The organism is Kitasatospora sp. RG8, from assembly GCF_017813315.1.
Lineage (GTDB): Bacteria > Actinomycetota > Actinomycetes > Streptomycetales > Streptomycetaceae > Kitasatospora.
On record NZ_JAGIYX010000016.1, the window covers coordinates 55,348 to 73,796 of the forward strand.

General features: G+C 70.7%; 17 protein-coding genes and 3 tRNA genes. 17 read left to right on the plus strand and 3 right to left on the minus strand.

Annotation, left to right across the window (positions count from 1 at the left end):
- Positions 1–21 precede the first annotated feature (21 nt).
- Positions 22–1,290, minus strand: coding sequence for a hydrolase (locus J5Y04_RS23130; RefSeq protein ID WP_209414013.1), 1,269 nt, complete (start codon positions 1,288–1,290; stop codon positions 22–24).
- A gap of 252 nt (positions 1,291–1,542) precedes the next feature.
- On the opposite strand from J5Y04_RS23130, the gene J5Y04_RS23135 reads away from it, so the two are divergent.
- The 6 genes from J5Y04_RS23135 (at position 1,543) to J5Y04_RS23160 (ending at position 4,079) form a co-directional block, all read left to right on the plus strand.
- A tRNA-Thr gene (locus tag J5Y04_RS23135) sits at positions 1,543–1,615 on the plus strand.
- A gap of 43 nt (positions 1,616–1,658) precedes the next feature.
- Positions 1,659–1,731: transfer RNA gene (locus J5Y04_RS23140), tRNA-Met, on the plus strand.
- A gap of 83 nt (positions 1,732–1,814) precedes the next feature.
- A complete protein-coding gene (gene rpmG, locus J5Y04_RS23145; RefSeq protein ID WP_006604855.1) occupies positions 1,815–1,979 on the plus strand; it encodes a 50S ribosomal protein L33 in 165 nt (54 codons plus the stop codon).
- Positions 1,980–2,095: 116 nt separating this feature from the next.
- Complete coding sequence (locus tag J5Y04_RS23150; RefSeq protein ID WP_148644350.1) at positions 2,096–2,554, plus strand: MaoC family dehydratase N-terminal domain-containing protein; 459 nt, start codon at positions 2,096–2,098, stop codon at positions 2,552–2,554.
- A gap of 4 nt (positions 2,555–2,558) precedes the next feature.
- Positions 2,559–2,981, plus strand: a complete 423-nt coding sequence (locus tag J5Y04_RS23155; RefSeq protein ID WP_148644351.1) for a MaoC family dehydratase — start codon at positions 2,559–2,561, stop codon at positions 2,979–2,981.
- A 54-nt stretch (positions 2,982–3,035) separates the two neighbouring features.
- Entirely contained in the window at positions 3,036–4,079 is a 1,044-nt protein-coding gene (locus J5Y04_RS23160; RefSeq protein ID WP_209414123.1) for a UDP-N-acetylmuramate dehydrogenase, read from the plus strand.
- Here J5Y04_RS23160 and J5Y04_RS23165 read toward each other — a convergent pair.
- Together J5Y04_RS23165 and J5Y04_RS23170 are read right to left on the minus strand one after the other, a co-directional pair.
- On the minus strand, positions 4,069–5,160 hold the full coding sequence (locus J5Y04_RS23165) for an adenosine deaminase (protein ID WP_209414014.1): 1,092 nt from the start codon (positions 5,158–5,160) through the stop codon (positions 4,069–4,071). The genes J5Y04_RS23160 and J5Y04_RS23165 overlap by 11 nt on opposite strands.
- A 95-nt stretch (positions 5,161–5,255) precedes the next feature.
- Complete coding sequence (locus tag J5Y04_RS23170; protein WP_209414015.1) at positions 5,256–6,503, minus strand: pyridoxal phosphate-dependent aminotransferase; 1,248 nt, start codon at positions 6,501–6,503, stop codon at positions 5,256–5,258.
- Positions 6,504–6,744: 241 nt separating this feature from the next.
- Between J5Y04_RS23170 and J5Y04_RS23175 the strand changes: the two genes are divergently transcribed.
- The 11 genes from J5Y04_RS23175 (at position 6,745) to rpoB (ending at position 18,364) form a co-directional block, all read left to right on the plus strand.
- Positions 6,745–6,817 (plus strand) — tRNA-Trp (locus J5Y04_RS23175).
- Between the two features lie 149 nt (positions 6,818–6,966).
- Complete coding sequence (gene secE, locus J5Y04_RS23180) at positions 6,967–7,314, plus strand: preprotein translocase subunit SecE (RefSeq protein WP_148644354.1); 348 nt, start codon at positions 6,967–6,969, stop codon at positions 7,312–7,314.
- A gap of 211 nt (positions 7,315–7,525) precedes the next feature.
- A complete protein-coding gene (nusG, locus tag J5Y04_RS23185) occupies positions 7,526–8,425 on the plus strand; it encodes a transcription termination/antitermination protein NusG (RefSeq protein ID WP_209414016.1) in 900 nt (299 codons plus the stop codon).
- Positions 8,426–8,587: 162 nt separating this feature from the next.
- The gene (rplK, locus tag J5Y04_RS23190) at positions 8,588–9,022 is read left to right on the plus strand and encodes a 50S ribosomal protein L11 (RefSeq protein ID WP_209414017.1); all 435 of its coding nucleotides are present in this window, start codon (positions 8,588–8,590) and stop codon (positions 9,020–9,022) included.
- 76 nt (positions 9,023–9,098) lie between these two features.
- A complete protein-coding gene (gene rplA, locus J5Y04_RS23195) occupies positions 9,099–9,821 on the plus strand; it encodes a 50S ribosomal protein L1 (protein ID WP_209414018.1) in 723 nt (240 codons plus the stop codon).
- Between the two features lie 195 nt (positions 9,822–10,016).
- Positions 10,017–10,802 (plus strand): hypothetical protein, encoded by a 786-nt coding sequence (locus J5Y04_RS23200; protein ID WP_209414019.1) that lies wholly within the window; start codon positions 10,017–10,019, stop codon positions 10,800–10,802.
- A 96-nt stretch (positions 10,803–10,898) separates the two neighbouring features.
- The gene (locus J5Y04_RS23205) at positions 10,899–11,720 is read left to right on the plus strand and encodes a hypothetical protein (RefSeq protein ID WP_209414020.1); all 822 of its coding nucleotides are present in this window, start codon (positions 10,899–10,901) and stop codon (positions 11,718–11,720) included.
- Positions 11,721–11,855: 135 nt separating this feature from the next.
- Positions 11,856–12,716: a hypothetical protein gene (locus J5Y04_RS23210; RefSeq protein ID WP_209414021.1), complete on the plus strand. Its 861-nt coding sequence runs from the start codon at positions 11,856–11,858 to the stop codon at positions 12,714–12,716.
- Between the two features lie 395 nt (positions 12,717–13,111).
- Entirely contained in the window at positions 13,112–13,675 is a 564-nt protein-coding gene (gene rplJ, locus J5Y04_RS23215; protein WP_209414022.1) for a 50S ribosomal protein L10, read from the plus strand.
- A 90-nt stretch (positions 13,676–13,765) separates the two neighbouring features.
- Positions 13,766–14,149: a 50S ribosomal protein L7/L12 gene (rplL, locus tag J5Y04_RS23220; RefSeq protein ID WP_148644362.1), complete on the plus strand. Its 384-nt coding sequence runs from the start codon at positions 13,766–13,768 to the stop codon at positions 14,147–14,149.
- Positions 14,150–14,887: 738 nt separating this feature from the next.
- On the plus strand, positions 14,888–18,364 hold the full coding sequence (gene rpoB, locus J5Y04_RS23225) for a DNA-directed RNA polymerase subunit beta (RefSeq protein ID WP_209414023.1): 3,477 nt from the start codon (positions 14,888–14,890) through the stop codon (positions 18,362–18,364).
- The last annotated feature ends 85 nt before the right edge of the window (positions 18,365–18,449 follow it).

An 18,449-nucleotide genomic window follows, 5' to 3' on the forward strand; every position in this document is an offset into this window, starting at 1 on the left:
CCACTCCGTCAGCCCACCCCGTCAGCCCCCGCCCGTGCTCCCCGACTGCCGGGGCAGCGCCAGCACCACCGTGTCGGCGAACTCCCGCACCGCGCTGGTCCGGCTGACCACCCGTCCGCTGTGCACCACCAGGCGGCTGTGCCCGCCCGCGAGCGCCCCCGCCAGGCTGTCCCCGCGCACCGCCAGCAGCTCCGCGGGGAACCCGGCGTCCACCCGGACCGGCGGCAGTCCGAGCGCAGCCCGCGCCTGGTTGGCCACCGCGTCGTACGCCGCCTCCGGCGCCATCAGCCCGCCCGCCGCCAGCAGGTACGCGGCCTCCAGCGGATCGGCCCGCCCCACCGGGTTGGCCGGGTCGCGCAGCGAGCCGCTGCCCGCCGCGAACGGCACCCGGGCCTCCAGCAGCTCGCGCAGCAGCCCCGGTCGCTGCTCGGCGGCCCGGCCCTCCAGCCCGCTGCAGCGGCCGTTCTGCGGCAGGCAGACCACCCGGACGCCGCTGGTGGCCAGCACCGTCGCGGCGCCCGGCGCCGGCGATCCGCACGGGCCGAGCACCACCCGCGGCCGCAGCGGTGCCAGCGCGCTCGCCAGCCGGGCCAGCTGGACCGGGTCGGCGCCCGTGGTGTGCAGGTCGACCGGGCAGTCCGCCTCCCGGGCGGCCTCCAGCAGTACCTGGACGTACCCCGCCGGGTCCGGGTCCAGCTCCGGGCAGCCGCCGGCCGCCGTCGCACCCAGCTTGAGGGCGTCGCGCAACTGGGCCCGGCTGTCCGCCCCGGCCCGGCCGGTGAGCAGCCGGGGCATGGCGACGGCCTGCAGTTCGGCGAGCCCGCGCAGCGCCTGCCGGGCGGTGAGCACGGCCTCCAGCCGGCGCAGCCCATGCACGTCGCCGATCCGGACGTGGGTGCGCTGGGCGGTGGCGCCGTAGCCGAGCGAGGTGAGCGCGGCCTCGGTGACCCGCCGGGTGAGGTCGGCGGGGGTCTCCGGCGGCGGGCTGGGCAGGGCGGCGGAGAAGGCGACGTCGTAGTGGGCGTGCGCCTCGGCCGGGGCCGGCAGCAGCAGGTAGCCCTTGAGGTCGATCCGGGCGCCGGTGGTGGCGGTGGGGGTGCCGGGCAGGGCGGGCAGCGGGCCGAGGCTGCCGGCGGTGCCGACGGCCTGGATCCGGTCGCCGCTGATCCGCACGTCCACCACCCGGCCGTCGGCGAGCCGGGCGTCGGTGAGCAGCAGGACGGGGCCGTGCCCGAGCGGGTTGGCCGCCGGGCCGGGTCCGGAGTGCCCGTCGGCGGCTGCGCTGTCCATCGCCCGGCTCCTTCTCGCGCTGGCCCGTCCGACTGCCCGGTCCGTCCCGATCAATGAGCGTCGAGCCTATGGGGCGCGGGCGCGGGGCGCCGGGAGGCGGGCATTAGTCGTATCGGGTCGGGCCGCGCCGCCGGAGGCCGGTCGAACACCCGGCCTTCGATCGCTCGCCCGTGCACGCCGCCGACCTGCGGTCTTCGCCACGGGATACGGATTTCACCTCTGGGCGCGGAACGTGTAATCTCTTCCTCGTTCGCCCCTATAGCTCAGTCGGTAGAGCGTCTCCATGGTAAGGAGAAGGTCTGCGGTTCGATTCCGCATGGGGGCTCTGGTGAAAAGGAGTCAGCTTCGGCTGTGCTCCGGATCACTGTGGCGGTGTAGCTCAGTTGGTAGAGCAAGCGGCTCATAATCGCTGTGTCACCGGTTCAAGTCCGGTCACCGCTACCCCGCGTAGTCGGTCGGGAGATCGCACTCCCGGTCGGCTACTCTTGTTGTGTTCTTATTCATTGTCCAAGGAAGGCACTCCCGTGGCTGCCACCGACGTCCGCCCGAAGATCACGCTGGCCTGCGTGGAGTGCAAGGAGCGGAACTACATCACCAAGAAGAACCGGCGTAACGACCCGGACCGTCTTGAGATGAAGAAGCACTGCCCCCGCTGCAACTCGCACACCGCGCACCGCGAGACCCGCTGACCCTGTTGCAGGGCGCCGGGCCTGTGTGATTCAGGTCTTCGACTCCGGGCCGCACCCTCACTGGGTGCGGCCCGGAGTCTTTTTTGCCATCCACCGGACTTACGAGGAGTTTGCCCGTGGCACTCGACCCCTCCTTCATCGGGCGGACCTACCCGCCCACCGAGCCGTACGAGGTCGGCCGGGAGAAGATCCGCGAGTTCGCGGTGGCCGTGGGTGACGCCAACCCGGCGTACACCGATCCGGAGGCCGCCAAGGCGCTCGGGCACCAGGACGTCATCGCCCCGCCGACCTTCCCGTTCGTGCTGACCTTCCGGGCCGCCGCCCAGGTGGTCCAGGACCCGGAGCTGGGCCTGGACTACAGCCGGGTGGTGCACGGCGATCAGAAGTTCGCGTACACCCGCCCGGTGCGGGCCGGCGACCGCCTCTCGGTCGCGGTGACCATCGACAACATCAAGTCGCTCGCGGGCAACGACGTGCTCACCGTGCGCGGCGAGGTGTCGGACGCGAGCGGCGAGCACGTGGTGACGTCGGTCATGACCCTGGTGGCCCGTGCCGCCGACGAGGCGGGGGAGTAGCACCATGGCGATCAGCTTCGACGAGGTCGCGGCCGGCACCGAGCTGCCCGCGCAGTCCTTCCCCGTGACGCGCGCCACACTGGTGCAGTACGCGGGCGCCTCCGGCGACTTCAACCCGATCCACTGGAACGAGAAGTTCGCCAGGGAGGTCGGCCTGCCGGACGTCATCGCGCACGGCATGTTCACCATGGCCGAGGCGATCCGGGTGGTCACCGACTGGGTCGGCGACCCGGGTGCGGTGGTCGAGTACGGCGTGCGGTTCACCCGCCCGGTGCCGGTGCCCAACGACGGGGTCGGCTCCGTGATCGAGGTCACCGGCAAGGTGGCCAAGCTGCTCGACGACCGCAAGGTCCAGGTCGACCTGGTGGCGACCTACGGCGGCCAGAAGGTGCTGGGCATGTCCCGCGCCGTCGTCCGGCTGGCCTGAGACGCCCGGCGGGGGAGGGGCGGCCCGGCCCCTCCCCGTACGCTGGTGGGCGTGCTGGTAGAACTCGACGCCCCCCTCGCCCCGCTGACCACGCTCCGGCTCGGTGGTCCGGCCCGCCGCCTGGTGACCGCGACCACCGACGACGAGGTGGTCGCCGCCGTCCGCGAGGCCGACGCCGCCGGTGAGCCGCTGCTGGTCCTCGGCGGCGGCTCCAACCTGGTGATCGGCGACGCCGGCTTCCCCGGGACGGTCCTGCGGATCGCCACCACCGGCTTCGCGCTGGACGGCACCACCCTGGAGCTGGCCGCCGGCGAGGTGTGGGCCGAGGCGGTGGCCCGTACGGTGGAGCACGGCCTGGCCGGCATCGAGTTCCTGGCCGGCATCCCCGGCTCGGCCGGTGCCACGCCCGTCCAGAACGTCGGCGCGTACGGCCAGGAGGTGGCGCAGTCCGTCACCGAGGTGGTCGCCTACGACCGCCGGGCCGGCGAGACCGTGACGCTCTCCAACGCCGAGTGCGCCTTCTCCTACCGGCACAGCCGCTTCAAGGCCGACCCGGACCGCTACGTGGTGCTGCGGGTCCGGTTCGGGCTGGCCGACCACGGCGGGCTCTCCACCCCGGTCGCCTACGCCGAGACGGCCCGGCACCTGGGCGTCGAGCAGGGCGAGCCGGTCGGGCTGCGCGAGGCCCACGACGCCGTGCTGCGGCTGCGCTCGGGCAAGGGCATGGTGCTCGACCCGGCCGACCACGACACCTGGTCGGCGGGTTCCTTCTTCACCAACCCGGTGCTGACCGCCGAGCAGTACGACGCCTTCCTGGCCCTGGCCGCCGAGCGCGAGCTCACCGCCCCCGCCTACCCGGCGCCGGACGGCTGCACCAAGACCTCGGCCGCCTGGCTCATCGACAAGGCGGGCTTCGGCAAGGGCTACGGCAGCGGCCCGGCCACCCTCTCCACCAAGCACACGCTGGCCCTGACCAACCGGGGCGCGGCCACCGCCGAGGACCTTCTGGCGCTGGCCCGGGAGATCCGCGACGGCGTCCGGGCGGCGTTCGGCGTCGAGCTGGTCAACGAGCCGGTCATGGTGGGCGTCAAGCTCTAGGCCCCGCCGCGGAGGACGGCCCCGCCCCGGAGGGCGGACCCCAGGGGCGGGACCCGTCCAGCAGCCAGGTGTCGATGTCCGCCAGCAGCTCCTTGCGGGTGGTCTCCGGCGCGCACGAGCCGCGCACCGACTGGCGGGCCAGCTCGGCGAGTTCCGCGTCGTTGAAGCCGAGCACGTCGCGGGCCAGGTCGTACTGGGCGGCCAGCCGGGTGCCGAACAGCAGCGGGTCGTCGGCGCCCAGCGCCAGCTGCACGCCCGCGTCGAACAGCCGGCGCAGCGGGACGTCCTCGGCCCGCTCGTAGACGCCCAGCGAGACGTTGGACGAGGGGCAGACCTCGCAGGTGACCTGACGGTCGGCCAGCCGCTGCATCAGCCGCGGGTCCTCGGCGGCCCGGACGCCGTGGCCGATCCGCCCCGCGCCGAGGTCGTCCAGGCAGTCCCGGACGGACTCCGGGCCGGCCAGCTCGCCGCCGTGCGGGGCGGCCAGCAGCCCGCCCCTGCGGGCGATGTCGAAGGCCCGGTCGAAGTCCCGGGCGAGGCCGCGCCGCTCGTCGTTGGAGAGGCCGAAGCCGACCACGCCCTGGTCGGCGTACCGGACGGCGAGCCGGGCCAGGGTCCGGGCGTCCATCGGGGACTTCATCCGGTTGGCCGCGACCAGGACCCGGATGCCGACGCCGGTGGCCTCGGAGGCGTGCCGGACGGCGTCCAGGATCAGCTCCAGCGCGGGGATCAGACCGCCGAGCCGGGGCGCGTATGAGGTCGGGTCGACCTGGATCTCCAGCCAGCGGGAGCCGTCCCGGCGCTCGTCCTCGGCGGTCTCCATGACCAGCCGGCGGATGTCGGACTCGTCCCGCAGGACGGACCGGGCGGTGTCGTAGAGGCGCTGGAACCGGAACCAGCCGCGTTCGTCGGTGGCCCGCAGGCTGGGCGGCTCGCCGGAGCTGAGTGCCTCCGGCAGGCGGACGCCGTGCTTGTCGGCCAGTTCCAGCAGGGTGGCGGGGCGCATCGAGCCGGTGAAGTGCAGGTGCAGGTGGGCCTTGGGGAGGTCCCTGACGTCTCGCGGATTCAGCAGGCGTTCCATTCGCCGATACTGCCGCATCGGACCCGGATACGGGAACCGCCCCCTTCACGTCCCCCGAAGGGGTGAAGGGGGCGGTCCGGGCCGGGCGGGTGCCGTCAGGCGGTCGCCTCGGCGAGCAGCTTCTGGATCCGGCCGACGCCCTCGACCAGGTCGGCGTCGCCGAGCGCGTACGACAGGCGCAGGTAGCCCGGGGTGCCGAAGGCCTCACCGGGGACGACCGCGACCTCGGCCTCGTCCAGGATCAGGGTGGCCAGCTCGGCCGAGGTCTGCGGGCGCTTGCCGCGGATCTCCTTGCCGAGCAGGCCCTTGACGGACGGGTAGACGTAGAACGCGCCCTCGGGCTCGGGGCAGAGGACGCCCTCGATCTCGTTGAGCATCTTCACGATGGTCCTGCGGCGCCGGTCGAAGGCGGTGCGCATCTCGTGCACGGCGGAGAGGTCGCCGCTGACGGCGGCGATCGCGGCGCGCTGCGCGACGTTGGAGACGTTCGAGGTGGCGTGCGACTGCAGGTTGGTCGCGGCCTTGACGACGTCCTTCGGGCCGATCACCCAGCCCACCCGCCAGCCGGTCATCGCGTACGTCTTGGCGACACCGTTGACCACGATGGTCTTGTCGGCCAGCGCGGGCAGCAGGGCCGGCAGCGAGGTGAACTTCGCGTCGCCGTAGACCAGGTGCTCGTAGATCTCGTCGGTCAGCACCCAGAGGCCGTGCTCCAGCGCCCACTCGCCGATGGCCCGGGCCTCGGCCTCGGTGTACACCGCGCCGGTCGGGTTGGACGGCGAGACGAAGAGCACCACCTTGGTGTTCTCGGTGCGGGCGGCCTCCAGCTGCTCGACCGAGACCTTGTAGCCGGTGGTCTCGTCGGACACGACCTCGACCGGGACGCCGCCGGCCAGCTGGATCGACTCCGGGTAGGTGGTCCAGTACGGGGCCGGGACGATGACCTCGTCGCCCGGGTCGAGGATCGCGGCGAACGCCTCGTAGATCGCCTGCTTGCCGCCGTTGGTCACCAGGACCTGGGAGGCGTCCACCGAGTAGCCGGAGTCGCGCAGCGTCTTGGCGGCGATCGCGGCCTTCAGCTCGGGCAGGCCGCCCGCCGGGGTGTACCGGTGGTTCTTCGGGTCGCGGCAGGCCTCGACGGCCGCCTCGACGATGTAGTCCGGGGTGGGGAAGTCCGGCTCGCCGGCGCCGAAGCCGATCACCGGCCGGCCGGCCGCCTTGAGGGCCTTGGCCTTGGCGTCCACGGCGAGGGTCGCGGACTCGGCGATGGCGCCGATCCGGGCGGAGACCCGTCGGTCGGCGGGGCGGACGGAACTGTCGGGCTGCGGGGTGGAAGCGCTCATGCCTGCATGGTCGCAGAATCGGGACGGACCGGGCATGGGGGTTTCACCATATGTACGGGGGTGTCCGCATGGCGACCGCGCCGACGTGGGCCGTTGAAGAAGAGGTTCGACCAAACCCCCCTCGACCACGTACACTCACTGCTCGACGGCCACCGAGAAAGCCGAAGCTTTCACCGCTTGTGCATACAGCGGCGGGAGATGCGGTAGGTTGGTGGTCGCTACAGGAGCCGCGAGGCACCGTAGGGCAATAGCTCAATTGGTAGAGCACCGGTCTCCAAAACCGGCGGTTGGGGGTTCAAGTCCCTCTTGCCCTGCTGCTTGATCCGTATTCAGCCCGTTCGCTCCACAGAGCGAGCGGGCTTGATGCGGAGAGGGCACCGAACAGCACCGCTTTAGCCGGCCGCTCGTGCCCGATCGGGTACGCAGGTGATGCTCGGCAGGACCCGGATTCAGGTGAGGACGAGTGACGGAGACCACGGGCTCCACCGCAACGCCTGAGAGCGGCAACCCCGAGGGTGCCGACGGCGCGGACGAGACCACGCCCGCCGAGGGCGAGTCGCGTCGCGACCGCAAGCGGGCCGGCCGCTCCGGCGACAAGAAGTCCGGCAAGCGGGCCAAGAAGGGCGTCTTCGCCCGGCTCGCCCTGTTCTACCGGCAGATCATCGCCGAGCTGCGCAAGGTCGTCTGGCCCACCCGCAGCGAGCTGGTCAACTACACCACCGTGGTGGTCGTGTTCGTCGTGGTCGTGATGGCCTTCGTGGCCGGTCTCGACTACGGGTTCTCGAAGCTCAGCCTCTGGATCTTCGGCTGACCGAGCCGCCCCACCTTCGAAACAGCTTCCCGACCCGGGCCGATTCATCGGCCCGGGTCGAGCTGTCGGCGCCGGACGTACGCGGCCGCTACCGTTGACTCGGTACTGTTGAAGTCTCCGAGACAGTTGCCGGCGCCCGCGTGAGCGGAGCGGCGCCGGAGCGGCCTTGGAGCGCGCCACCTTCACCATCTCCAGGAAAGAAGCAGCCACCGTGTCTGAGTCCCCCCTGTACGACGCCGACGAGACCGTCCGCGAGGCGGATGTCGCCGCCGAGCTGGACGCGGCCGAGCTGGCTGACGACGTCGAGGCCGCCGAGCAGATCGTGGACGCCGCGGACAGCGACGAGGACGAGGCCGAGGCGTACGACGAGGCCGAGGCCGGCGAGCCGGCCGAGGAGGCCGCGCTGCACGTGGAGTCCGACGAGGAGCCCGCCGTCGAGGAGGCCGAGGAGGCCGCCGACGAGGTCGAGGTCGAGGCCGAGGTCGAGGCCGAGCCCGCCGTCGAGGTCGACCCGGTCGCCAAGTTCCGCGAGGACCTGCGCTTCATGCCGGGCGAGTGGTACGTGATCCACACCTACGCGGGCTACGAGAACCGGGTCAAGCAGAACCTGGAGCAGCGCGCGGTCTCGCTGAACGTCGAGGAGTACATCTTCCAGGCCGAGGTGCCGCAGGAGGAGGTCGTCCAGATCAAGAACGGCGACCGCAAGACCATCCGCCAGAACAAGCTCCCCGGCTACGTCCTGGTGCGCATGGACCTCACGCCGGAGTCCTGGGGCGTCGTGCGCAACACCCCCGGTGTCACCGGCTTCGTCGGCAACGCCTACGACCCGTACCCGCTGACCCTGGACGAGGTCGTCAAGATGCTGGCGCCCGACGTCGAGCGCCAGGCGGCCAAGGAGGCCGGCAAGCCCTCGCCGGTCAAGCCGAGCGAGATCCAGGTCCTCGACTTCGAGGTCGGCGACTCGGTCACCGTCACCGACGGCCCGTTCGCCACCCTGCAGGCGACCATCAACGAGATCAACCCGGACTCGAAGAAGGTCAAGGGCCTGGTCGAGATCTTCGGCCGGGAGACCCCGGTCGAGCTCTCCTTCGACCAGATCCAGAAGAACTAGCACTGAGCTTCGGCTTCGGGGCGGGGCTGCGGCTCCGCCCCGAAGTCGTTTTGGTCCAGCGGCGCATCCGCGTTAGCCTGGTCCGATGTGTGTGCTGGCGGCCGGGTGTCGCCCCGGTTCGGCACGCACCAGCAATCACCTCTCGGAAGGACCCGGAGAGAAATGCCTCCCAAGAAGAAGAAGGTCACGGGGCTTATCAAGCTCCAGATCAACGCCGGTGCGGCCAACCCGGCGCCGCCGGTCGGCCCCGCGCTGGGTCAGCACGGCGTCAACATCATGGAGTTCTGCAAGGCCTACAACGCTGCGACCGAGTCGCAGCGCGGCATGATCGTGCCGGTGGAGATCACGGTCTACGAGGACCGCACCTTCACCTTCATCACGAAGACGCCGCCGGCCGCGCGCCTCATCCTGAAGGCCGCGGGCGTGGAGAAGGGCTCCGCCGAGCCGCACAAGACCAAGGTCGCCAAGCTCACGGCCGCCCAGGTCCGCGAGATCGCCACGGTCAAGCTCCCCGACCTGAACGCCAACGACCTGGACGCCGCGTCCAAGATCATCGCCGGCACCGCCCGGTCGATGGGCATCACGGTCGAGGGCTGATCACCCTTCTCGTCCATGTGGTAGGGCCCGCGCGGCCCGTCGATACCACGACTCCATTCCCCACTCAGGAGCAGCAGTGAAGCGCAGCAAGGCTCTGAAGGCCGCGGACGCTCAGGTCGACCGCGACCGCCTCTACGCCCCCCTCGAGGCCATCCGCCTCGCCAAGGCGACCAGCACCACCAAGTTCGACGGCACCGTCGAGGTCGCCATGCGTCTGGGCGTCGACCCGCGCAAGGCCGACCAGATGGTCCGCAGCACCGTGATCCTCCCGCACGGCACCGGTAAGACCGCTCGGGTCCTGGTCTTCGCGACCGGCGAGCGTGCCGAGGCCGCGCGTGCTGCGGGCGCCGACATCGTCGGTGCCGACGAGCTCATCGACGAGGTCGCCAAGGGCAAGCTGGACTTCGACGCCGTCGTCGCCACCCCGGACCTCATGGGCAAGGTCGGCCGCCTCGGCCGCGTGCTCGGTCCCCGTGGTCTGATGCCGAACCCGAAGACCGGCACCGTCACCCCCGATGTCGCCAAGGCTGTCAACGACATCAAGGGCGGCAAGATCGAGTTCCGCGTCGACAAGCACTCGAACCTGCACTTCATCATCGGTAAGGTCTCCTTCACCGACGAGCAGCTGGTCGAGAACTACGCCGCCGCGCTGGACGAGGTGCTCCGCGCCAAGCCGTCCGCCGCCAAGGGCCGCTACATCAAGAAGACCGCGGTCTCCACCACCATCGGCCCCGGCATCCCGGTGGACCCGAACCGCACCCGCAACCTCCTGGTCGAGGAGGACCCGGCTTCCGTCTGAGCCCCGAGCTCACACCGGTAGCCGCGTCCTGGGCGCAGCAGTAGTCCGTACGACGGGCCCGTACCCCTTCACCGGGGTGCGGGCCCGTCGTCGTGTCCGGATCGAGACCGGGGCGGGGGGAAAGAGGGGTGTGGCGCGTCGTACGCTCAGCCGGTCGGATCATGTGACTTTCTTGTGTGACTGCCGGAGTGTGCCGTGCTGCCCGCCCTTCGCCCCGCCGTCTGGGGGGCAGCCCTGCTGCTGCTCGCCGGCTGTCTCACCGCATGCAGCCTGATGGCCGTCTCGGGGGAGCGCACCCCGGGTGACGGGGCCGCGACCGTCCGGCCGCCCAAGCAGGTGCTGCTCTCGGCCGCGCAGGCCCTGGACGACGTCGGCGGCGCGCAGGTCCAGACCGTCGAGGAGGGTCCCGCCGGGCGGCGGACCGCCTCCGGAACCGTCATCTGGGGCGCCAAGGACGCCGTCGACCTGACCGTCACCGACGAGTCGGGCACCGGCCGGCTCCAGGCCCGGGACGGCGCGCTCGACCTCGCGTACGGCGGGGCGCCGGCGAAGCGGGCCGAGCGGGCCGACGCCGAGTCGCTGGACCCGCGGGCGCCCGGTGCGGCGTACGCGGGCGGCTGGCTGAGCGGGCTGGTCGCCAATCCGGGCGGCCCGGCGCACGCGATGGCGCTGGCCGGGAAGCTCACCTCGCTCGGCGGCGAGCAGCTGGCCGGCGGCACGGTGGCGCACTACCGGGCCACGGCGCCGGTGGCCGAGTACTTCGGCGCCGACGAGGGGCTCGGCCCCGACCGGCTCGCCGTGGTGCTCGCCTACCAGCGGCAGCAGGGGGTCACGACGATCGGCTACGACTTCTGGGTGGCGCCCGGGAACCGGCTGGTCCGGCTCCGCGCCACGGTCCAGGGCAGCGCCGGAACGGTGGTCACCACGACCGACGTCTCCGAGGCCGTGGCGGCCACGGAGACCCCGGCGGCGACCGGCTGAGCCGTTCCGGGGGTGGCCGTTGTCAGGCGGACTTTGACGATCCGTTAGAGTCCGCTGAGTATTACCTGACAATCGGGCCTCATTGGGGGTTTCTTCATGCGTGCTCTGCGCCTCGCTTCCGTCGCCGTCACAGCCGCCGTGCTGGTCGGAGGACTGGCGGCCTGCGGTGACGGCAAGGCGGACACCAAGTCCTCCGAGGACCCGGCCGCCGGCAAGGCCTCCGGCTTCGAACCGAAGGCCGCGCTGGCCGCCTCGGCCGTGGTGATGGAGAAGGCCGCCAACGGCAACGTCGAGCTGGCCCTGCCGGACAACACCATGACCGGCACCGCCCAGTGGAAGCAGAGAACCGACATCGACGTGGCCGGCAAGGGCAAGGCGTCCACCAAGACCCGGGTGGTCGGCGACGACATCTTCCTCGGCGGCGGCCCCGACGTGACGGCCGCCCTGGCCGGGAAGCACTGGGCGAAGGTCACCCCGCAGGACCCGGGCGTGGGCCCGATGGCCGGCATGTTCCTGACCGTGACCCAGCTGAGCAACCCGGTGCTCCAGCTCACCGTGGCGGCCCAGGCCGGCAAGCCGACCAAGGTCGGGGCGGAGGCCGTCGGCGGGGTCCAGACCACGCACTACCGTGCGGTGGAGGACGTCGCCAAGCTGACCGAGGCTATGACCGCGCTCGGCAGCGACCAGCGCGCCGCCGTCCAGCAGACCCTCGCGGCGGGCGGCAACACGATGACCGTCGACTTCTGGATCAACGGCACCCAGGAGCTGGTCCAGCTCAAGGGCTACAGCAACAAGAACGGCGAGCAGCAGGCCGTCACCGTCAAGTACTCGGGCCTCGGCACCGCGGCCAAGATCGAGGCGCCGGCCTTCGGCGACGTCGGCAAGAGCTCCGACTTCTCCAGGCTCTTCGGGGGCTGAGCCCGCCCCGCCCCCGGTCCGGTCCGGGCCGGTCGGCCGCTCACCCGGTCGGAGGAGGGGGCGCCGCCCGTCGGCCGGGGTCCTGGTGGCAAGGTGGCTCGGAACAGGCGCGTCAGGGACGGAAGGGGAGCGGGCATGGCGGTGCGGCGGCAGCTGGCGGCGGTGGTGGCCGCGACGCTGCTGGCGGGCGGCCTGACGGCGTGCGGCGGGGGTGACGGCTCACCGCCGGCGCCCTCCGGCACGCCGACGCCGACCAGCGCCTCCCCGACGGGCCCGGCCAAGCCGACCGACCGGTCGCCGCACGGCGTCCTGCTCTCCGCCCAGCTGGCCATGCAGACCGCCCGCCGGGCCAAGGTCAGCTACCGGCTCGGCCCGGACGCCGGCTCCGGCCCGATGTTCTGGCTGCCCAAGACCGCCCTCCAGGTCAAACGTTCCACCCCGGCCGAGGCCGAGCAGCTGATCGTCGTGGACACCGTGGCGTACCAGGGCGGCGACGCCGCGACCGCGGCCCGGCTCGGCGGCCGGCACTGGGAGCGGTTCACCGGCACGCCGGGCCCGGACGGCCACCGGGAGGTCCCGTACGCCGGGCTGATCGACCTGCTCAACCCGGTCGAGGCGCTGGCCGCCGCGACCGCGGACGGGGTGGAGGCGCAGTTCCTCGGCGAGGAGAAGTTCGAGGACTCGGCGGTCGTGCACTACCGGGTCACCACCGACGCCGAGCGGTACGCGGCCGCGCAGACCCAGCTGAGCCCGGCCCGCCGGGAGGGCCTGCGCGCCGCGCTCGCCCCCGGGGGTTCGGCCTCGCTGACCCTGGACCTCTGGCTCAACGACAAGGACCAGCTGGTCAAGCTCCAGCGGACCGGCACCGGGGAGGGCGGCCGGGCGGACGACTCGGTGCTCTACTCCGAGTTCGCCGGCAGCCTCTCGGCCCAGGCCCCGGCCGAGGCGGACACCGTGGACGCGGGCGTCCGCAACGTCTCCCCGCTGGCCCGCTGACCGTCCCGGCCTCCCGTCCCGGCCTCCCGTCGCGCCCCGGCCGTCCCGTCGGTGGGCGGTGATCCTGGGCGATTTGCCCCGGACGGCGGGCTCCGGCTACTGTTGCCGAAGCCAAAGACCGCTGGTTGTCGCCATGCGCCCGCAGGGGAGTGTGTGACCGAAGGATCTGCGCTTTCAGCGCAGGCAGCCCGCGCAGGATTGTTTGGAGCTTGGACTTCCGGGTCCCCCGTGTTCGCACGTGGGCCTGTCGAGGTCGTACTGAGCCCCGTGCGCCTGCGCACCGGGGCTCATCTGCTTTTCTGCAGGAGCTTTCCTTCCGTCCGGCGGTCCGAGGTGAGAATGGTCGACTTTTGCGGTCGGCCGGACTTCGACATCACGGAAGGAGGCGTAAGCCTATGGCTAGGCCCGACAAGGCTGCTGCCGTCGCCGAGATCGCGGACAAGTTCCGCGCCTCGAACGCGGCCGTACTGACCGAGTACCGCGGTCTGACGGTGAAGCAGGTCAAGACCCTGCGTCGCTCGCTGGGTGACAACGCCCAGTACGCCGTGGTGAAGAACACGCTGACCAAGATCGCTGCCAACGAGGCCGGGATCACGGAGCTCGACGACCAGTTCAACGGTCCGACGGCTGTCGCCTTCGTCACCGGTGACCCGGTGGAGTCGGCGAAGGCTCTGCGTGACTTCGCCAAGGAGAACCCCGCTCTCGTCATCAAGGGCGGTGTCCTTGACGGCAAGGCGCTGTCCGCCGATGACATCAAGAAGCTCGCGGACCTCGAGTCCCGCGAGGTGCTGCTCGCCAAGCTGGCCGGCGCCATGAAGGCCAAGCAGTCCCAGGCTGCTGCGCTCTTCCAGGCCCTGCCGTCGAAGCTCGTCCGCACTGTGGACGCGCTGCGCGACAAGGTCGAGCAGGGCGGTGCCGGTACGCCGGCTCCCGCCGCCGAGGACGAGGCCGCCGAGTAATTCGGCAGGCTCACGCCTCGCTGCGGGCCCGTACGCCCGCCAACCCGTACATACGGCACCACCTGCCGAATTAGTGGAAGGACGCCAATCATGGCGAAGCTGACCCAGGACGAGCTGCTCGCGCAGTTCGAGGAGCTCACCCTCATCGAGCTCGCTGCCTTCGTGAAGGCCTTCGAGGAGAAGTTCGACGTCACCGCTGCCGCTCCGGTCGCCGTTGCCGCCGCCGGCGTTGCCGGCCCGACGGCCGAGGCCGCTGAGGAGCAGGACGAGTTCGACGTCATCCTCGACGGTGCCGGCGACAAGAAGATCCAGGTCATCAAGGAGGTGCGCACCCTGACCTCCCTCGGCCTGAAGGAGGCCAAGGACCTCGTTGACACCGCTGGTGCCAAGGTCCTGGAGAAGGTTGCCAAGGACGTTGCCGAGAAGGCCAAGGCTGCCCTCGAGGCCGCCGGCGCCAAGGTCACCGTCAAGTGACTTTCCCCCGGCCCTAGCGGCCGGGAGGTGCCCCCCAGCCCCCTTGCGGGCTGAGGACGCCTGGGCCGGGCCGATCACCCTCGCGGGTGGTCGGCCCGGCCTTTTCGCGTTCCCGGCCCCCGGCGGGCCCGGCGGCGGGGAACCACCGGTGTGGCCGAGAGCGCACTCGGCAGTGTCGGTGCGGGCGGGTATGGTGATCGCTGTCATCGAGAGTGGCCCTCACCACGGCTTCTGTAACGCCGGGCGGGTTCGCAGCGATGGACGGGTCGAGGTCCGCGCCGGAGGCGGGCCCTTGACGAACCAGGCGCGGCGCGCGATTCTCAAGGCGCGAGTCCGCCCGGTTGGTTCACTGCTGGATGCATAACCAGCACCTCCGGCGGGAAGTGACTCCAGGTGAGTCGTGAAGGCCCGGGAGTGCCCGGGCCGGTGCAGTACCCGGGGGGCGTTCGCGCCCGCCGGCTACCGGGAGGAGTCTCCGATTCGGTTTCCGAATCAGAGCTGGACAGCAGTGTGCCGTTTGGCTACACTGTCCCTTTGCGCTGCCTGTTAGCTGCTCCGTGACTCGTCGCCCGGAGTTTGCGTTGCCCTGAAGGGGTCTGGCACCGCCTCCGCAAAACGGCTCTGACCTCGGGTTTTCACCCCCGGCAGAGGCCAGTGGCGAGGGAGGTGGGACCAAGCCTTTCCAGGCCCGGCCGGTACGCGCGTAGTGAGCTCCGAGCCCTCGGAAGGACCCCCCTCTTGGCCGCGCCGCGCAACGCCTCGAACAATTCCGCCGCATCCACCGCCCCGCTCCGCGTCTCCTTCGCGAAGATCAAGGAGCCCCTCGAGGTCCCGAACCTCCTGGCCCTGCAGACCGAGAGCTTTGACTGGCTGCTCGGTAACGCGGCCTGGAAGTCCCGGGTCGAGGCGGCCCTGGAGAGTGGTCAGGACGTCCCCACGAAGTCCGGTCTGGAGGAGATCTTCGAAGAGATCTCCCCGATCGAGGACTTCAGCGGGTCGATGTCGCTGACCTTCCGCGACCACCGTTTCGAGCCGCCGAAGAACTCCATTGACGAGTGCAAGGACCGCGACTTCACGTTCGCGGCTCCGCTCTTCGTCACGGCCGAGTTCACCAACAACGAGACCGGTGAGATCAAGTCTCAGACGGTCTTCATGGGCGACTTCCCGCTCATGACCCACAAGGGCACGTTCGTGATCAACGGCACCGAGCGTGTCGTCGTCTCGCAGCTCGTCCGCTCCCCGGGTGTGTACTTCGACTCCACCCTGGACAAGGTGTCCGACAAGGACATCTACTCCTGCAAGGTCATCCCCTCGCGTGGTGCCTGGCTGGAGATGGAGATCGACAAGCGCGACATGGTCGGCGTCCGCATCGACCGCAAGCGCAAGCAGTCCGTCACCGTGCTGCTCAAGGCGCTCGGCTGGACCAACGAGATGATTCTCGAGGAGTTCGGCGAGTACGAGTCGATGCGCGCCACCCTGGAGAAGGACCACACCCAGGGCCAGGACGACGCGCTGCTGGACATCTACCGCAAGCTGCGCCCGGGCGAGCCGCCCACGCGCGAGGCCGCGCAGACGCTTCTGGAGAACCTCTACTTCAACCCGAAGCGCTACGACCTCGCGAAGGTCGGCCGTTACAAGGTCAACCGCAAGCTGGGCAACGCCGAGTCGCTGGACTCCGGCGTGCTCACCGAGCCCGACATCATCGGTGCGATCAAGTACCTGGTGAAGCTGCACGCGGGCGAGACCGAGTGGCGTGACGACGAGGGCCGCGACATCGTGGTCGAGGTCGACGACATCGACCACTTCGGCAACCGCCGCCTGCGCAACGTCGGCGAGCTCATCCAGAACCAGGTCCGTACGGGTCTCGCCCGTATGGAGCGGGTCGTGCGCGAGCGCATGACCACCCAGGACGTCGAGGCGATCACGCCGCAGACCCTGATCAACATCCGGCCGGTCGTCGCCTCCATCAAGGAGTTCTTCGGCACCAGCCAGCTGTCGCAGTTCATGGACCAGACGAACCCGCTGTCGGGCCTGACCCACAAGCGTCGTCTGTCCGCGCTCGGCCCCGGCGGTCTCTCCCGTGAGCGCGCCGGCTTCGAGGTCCGTGACGTGCACCCCTCGCACTACGGCCGCATGTGTCCGATCGAGACCCCCGAAGGCCCGAACATCGGTCTGATCGGGTCGCTGGCCTCGTACGGCCGGGTCAACGCCTTCGGCTTCATCGAGACCCCGTACCGCAAGGTCGTCGACGGTGTGGTCACCGAGAAGGTGGACTACCTGACCGCCGACGAGGAGGACCGCTACGTCATCGCCCAGGCGAACGCGCCGCTGACCGCGGACCTGCACTTCGCCGAGCCGCGCGTCCTGGTCCGCCGCCGTGGTGGCGAGATCGACTACATCCCCGGCACCGAGATCGACTACATGGACGTCTCGCCGCGCCAGATGGTGTCGGTCGCGACCGCCATGATCCCGTTCCTCGAGCACGACGACGCCAACCGCGCGCTCATGGGCTCGAACATGATGCGCCAGGCGGTGCCGCTGCTGAAGAGCGAGGCTCCGCTGGTCGGCACCGGCATGGAGTACCGCTGCGCCGTCGACGCCGCGGACGTCATCACCGCCGAGAAGGCCGGTGTCGTCCAGGAGGTCTCGGCCGACTACGTCACCGTGGCCAACGACGACGGCACGTACACCACGTACCGCGCCGCCAAGTTCACCCGCTCGAACCAGGGCACCGCCTTCAACCAGAAGGTGCTCGTGGACGAGGGCGCCCGGGTCGAGGCCGGCCAGGTGCTGGCCGACGGCCCGTGCACCGACGAGGGCGAGATGGCCCTCGGCAAGAACCTGCTCGTGGCGTTCATGTCGTGGGAGGGTCACAACTACGAGGACGCGATCATCCTGTCGCAGCGCCTCGTCCAGGACGACGTCCTCTCCTCGATCCACATCGAGGAGCACGAGGTCGACGCCCGTGACACCAAGCTCGGCCCCGAGGAGATCACCCGGGACATCCCGAACGTCTCCGAGGAGGTCCTCGCCGACCTCGACGAGCGCGGCATCATCCGCATCGGCGCCGACGTCGTCACCGGCGACATCCTGGTCGGCAAGGTCACGCCCAAGGGTGAGACCGAGCTGACCCCGGAGGAGCGCCTGCTCCGCGCGATCTTCGGTGAGAAGGCCCGTGAGGTCCGCGACACCTCGCTGAAGGTGCCGCACGGTGAGTCCGGCAAGGTCATCGGCGTCCGCGTCTTCGACCGCGAAGAGGGCGACGAGCTGCCCCCGGGCGTGAACCAGCTGGTCCGCGTCTACGTGGCCCAGAAGCGCAAGATCACCAACGGTGACAAGCTCGCCGGCCGCCACGGCAACAAGGGTGTCATCTCCAAGATCCTGCCGGTCGAGGACATGCCGTTCCTGGAGGACGGCACCCCGGTCGACATCATCCTGAACCCGCTGGGCGTCCCGTCCCGAATGAACCCGGGACAGGTCCTGGAGATCCACCTCGGGTGGCTCGCCAAGCAGGGCTGGGACGTCTCCGGCCTCGCCGACGAGTGGGCCCAGCGCCTGCAGGCGATCGGCGCCGACACCGTCCAGGGCGGCACCAACCTGGCCACCCCGGTCTTCGACGGCGCCCGCGAGGACGAGATCACCGGCCTGCTGGACAACACCACCCTCACCCGTGACGGTGAGCGCCTGGTGAACTCCACCGGCAAGGCCCGGCTGTTCGACGGCCGCTCCGGCGAGCCGTTCCCGATGCCGGTCTCGGTCGGCTACATGTACATCCTCAAGCTGCACCACCTGGTCGACGACAAGCTGCACGCCCGTTCGACCGGCCCGTACTCGATGATCACCCAGCAGCCGCTCGGTGGTAAGGCGCAGTTCGGTGGTCAGCGCTTCGGTGAGATGGAGGTGTGGGCCCTTGAGGCGTACGGCGCGGCCTACGCGCTGCAGGAGCTGCTCACCATCAAGTCCGACGACGTTCTCGGCCGCGTGAAGGTCTACGAGGCCATCGTCAAGGGCGAGAACATCCCCGAGCCCGGCATTCCCGAGTCCTTCAAGGTCCTCATCAAGGAAATGCAGTCGCTCTGCCTCAACGTGGAGGTGCTGTCCTCGGACGGCCAGTCCATCGAGATGCGGGACTCCGACGAGGACGTGTTCCGCGCCGCCGAGGAGCTCGGCATCGACCTGTCCCGGCGCGAGCCGAGCAGCGTCGAAGAGGTCTGACGGAGGTTGGGCCGGCTCTTAACCACTGAGAGCCGGCCCGCCCCCAGGCCCCCCTCAGACCACACGAACGACTCTCGACTTACGA

Bases quoted from the DNA above. Each gene is read 5' to 3' on its own strand.
- rplK (WP_209414017.1), top strand. From the start codon at position 8,588: ATGCCTCCCAAGAAGAAGAAGGTCACGGGGCTTATCAAGCTCCAGATC.
- J5Y04_RS23155 (WP_148644351.1), top strand. From the start codon at position 2,559: ATGGCGATCAGCTTCGACGAGGTCGCGGCCGGCACCGAGCTGCCCGCG.
- J5Y04_RS23165 (WP_209414014.1), bottom strand. From the start codon at position 5,160: ATGGAACGCCTGCTGAATCCGCGAGACGTCAGGGACCTCCCCAAGGCC.
- J5Y04_RS23170 (WP_209414015.1), bottom strand. From the start codon at position 6,503: ATGAGCGCTTCCACCCCGCAGCCCGACAGTTCCGTCCGCCCCGCCGAC.
- J5Y04_RS23205 (WP_209414020.1), top strand. From the start codon at position 10,899: ATGCGTGCTCTGCGCCTCGCTTCCGTCGCCGTCACAGCCGCCGTGCTG.
- rplJ (WP_209414022.1), top strand. From the start codon at position 13,112: ATGGCTAGGCCCGACAAGGCTGCTGCCGTCGCCGAGATCGCGGACAAG.
- J5Y04_RS23130 (WP_209414013.1), bottom strand. From the start codon at position 1,290: ATGGACAGCGCAGCCGCCGACGGGCACTCCGGACCCGGCCCGGCGGCC.
- J5Y04_RS23210 (WP_209414021.1), top strand. From the start codon at position 11,856: ATGGCGGTGCGGCGGCAGCTGGCGGCGGTGGTGGCCGCGACGCTGCTG.
- rplL (WP_148644362.1), top strand. From the start codon at position 13,766: ATGGCGAAGCTGACCCAGGACGAGCTGCTCGCGCAGTTCGAGGAGCTC.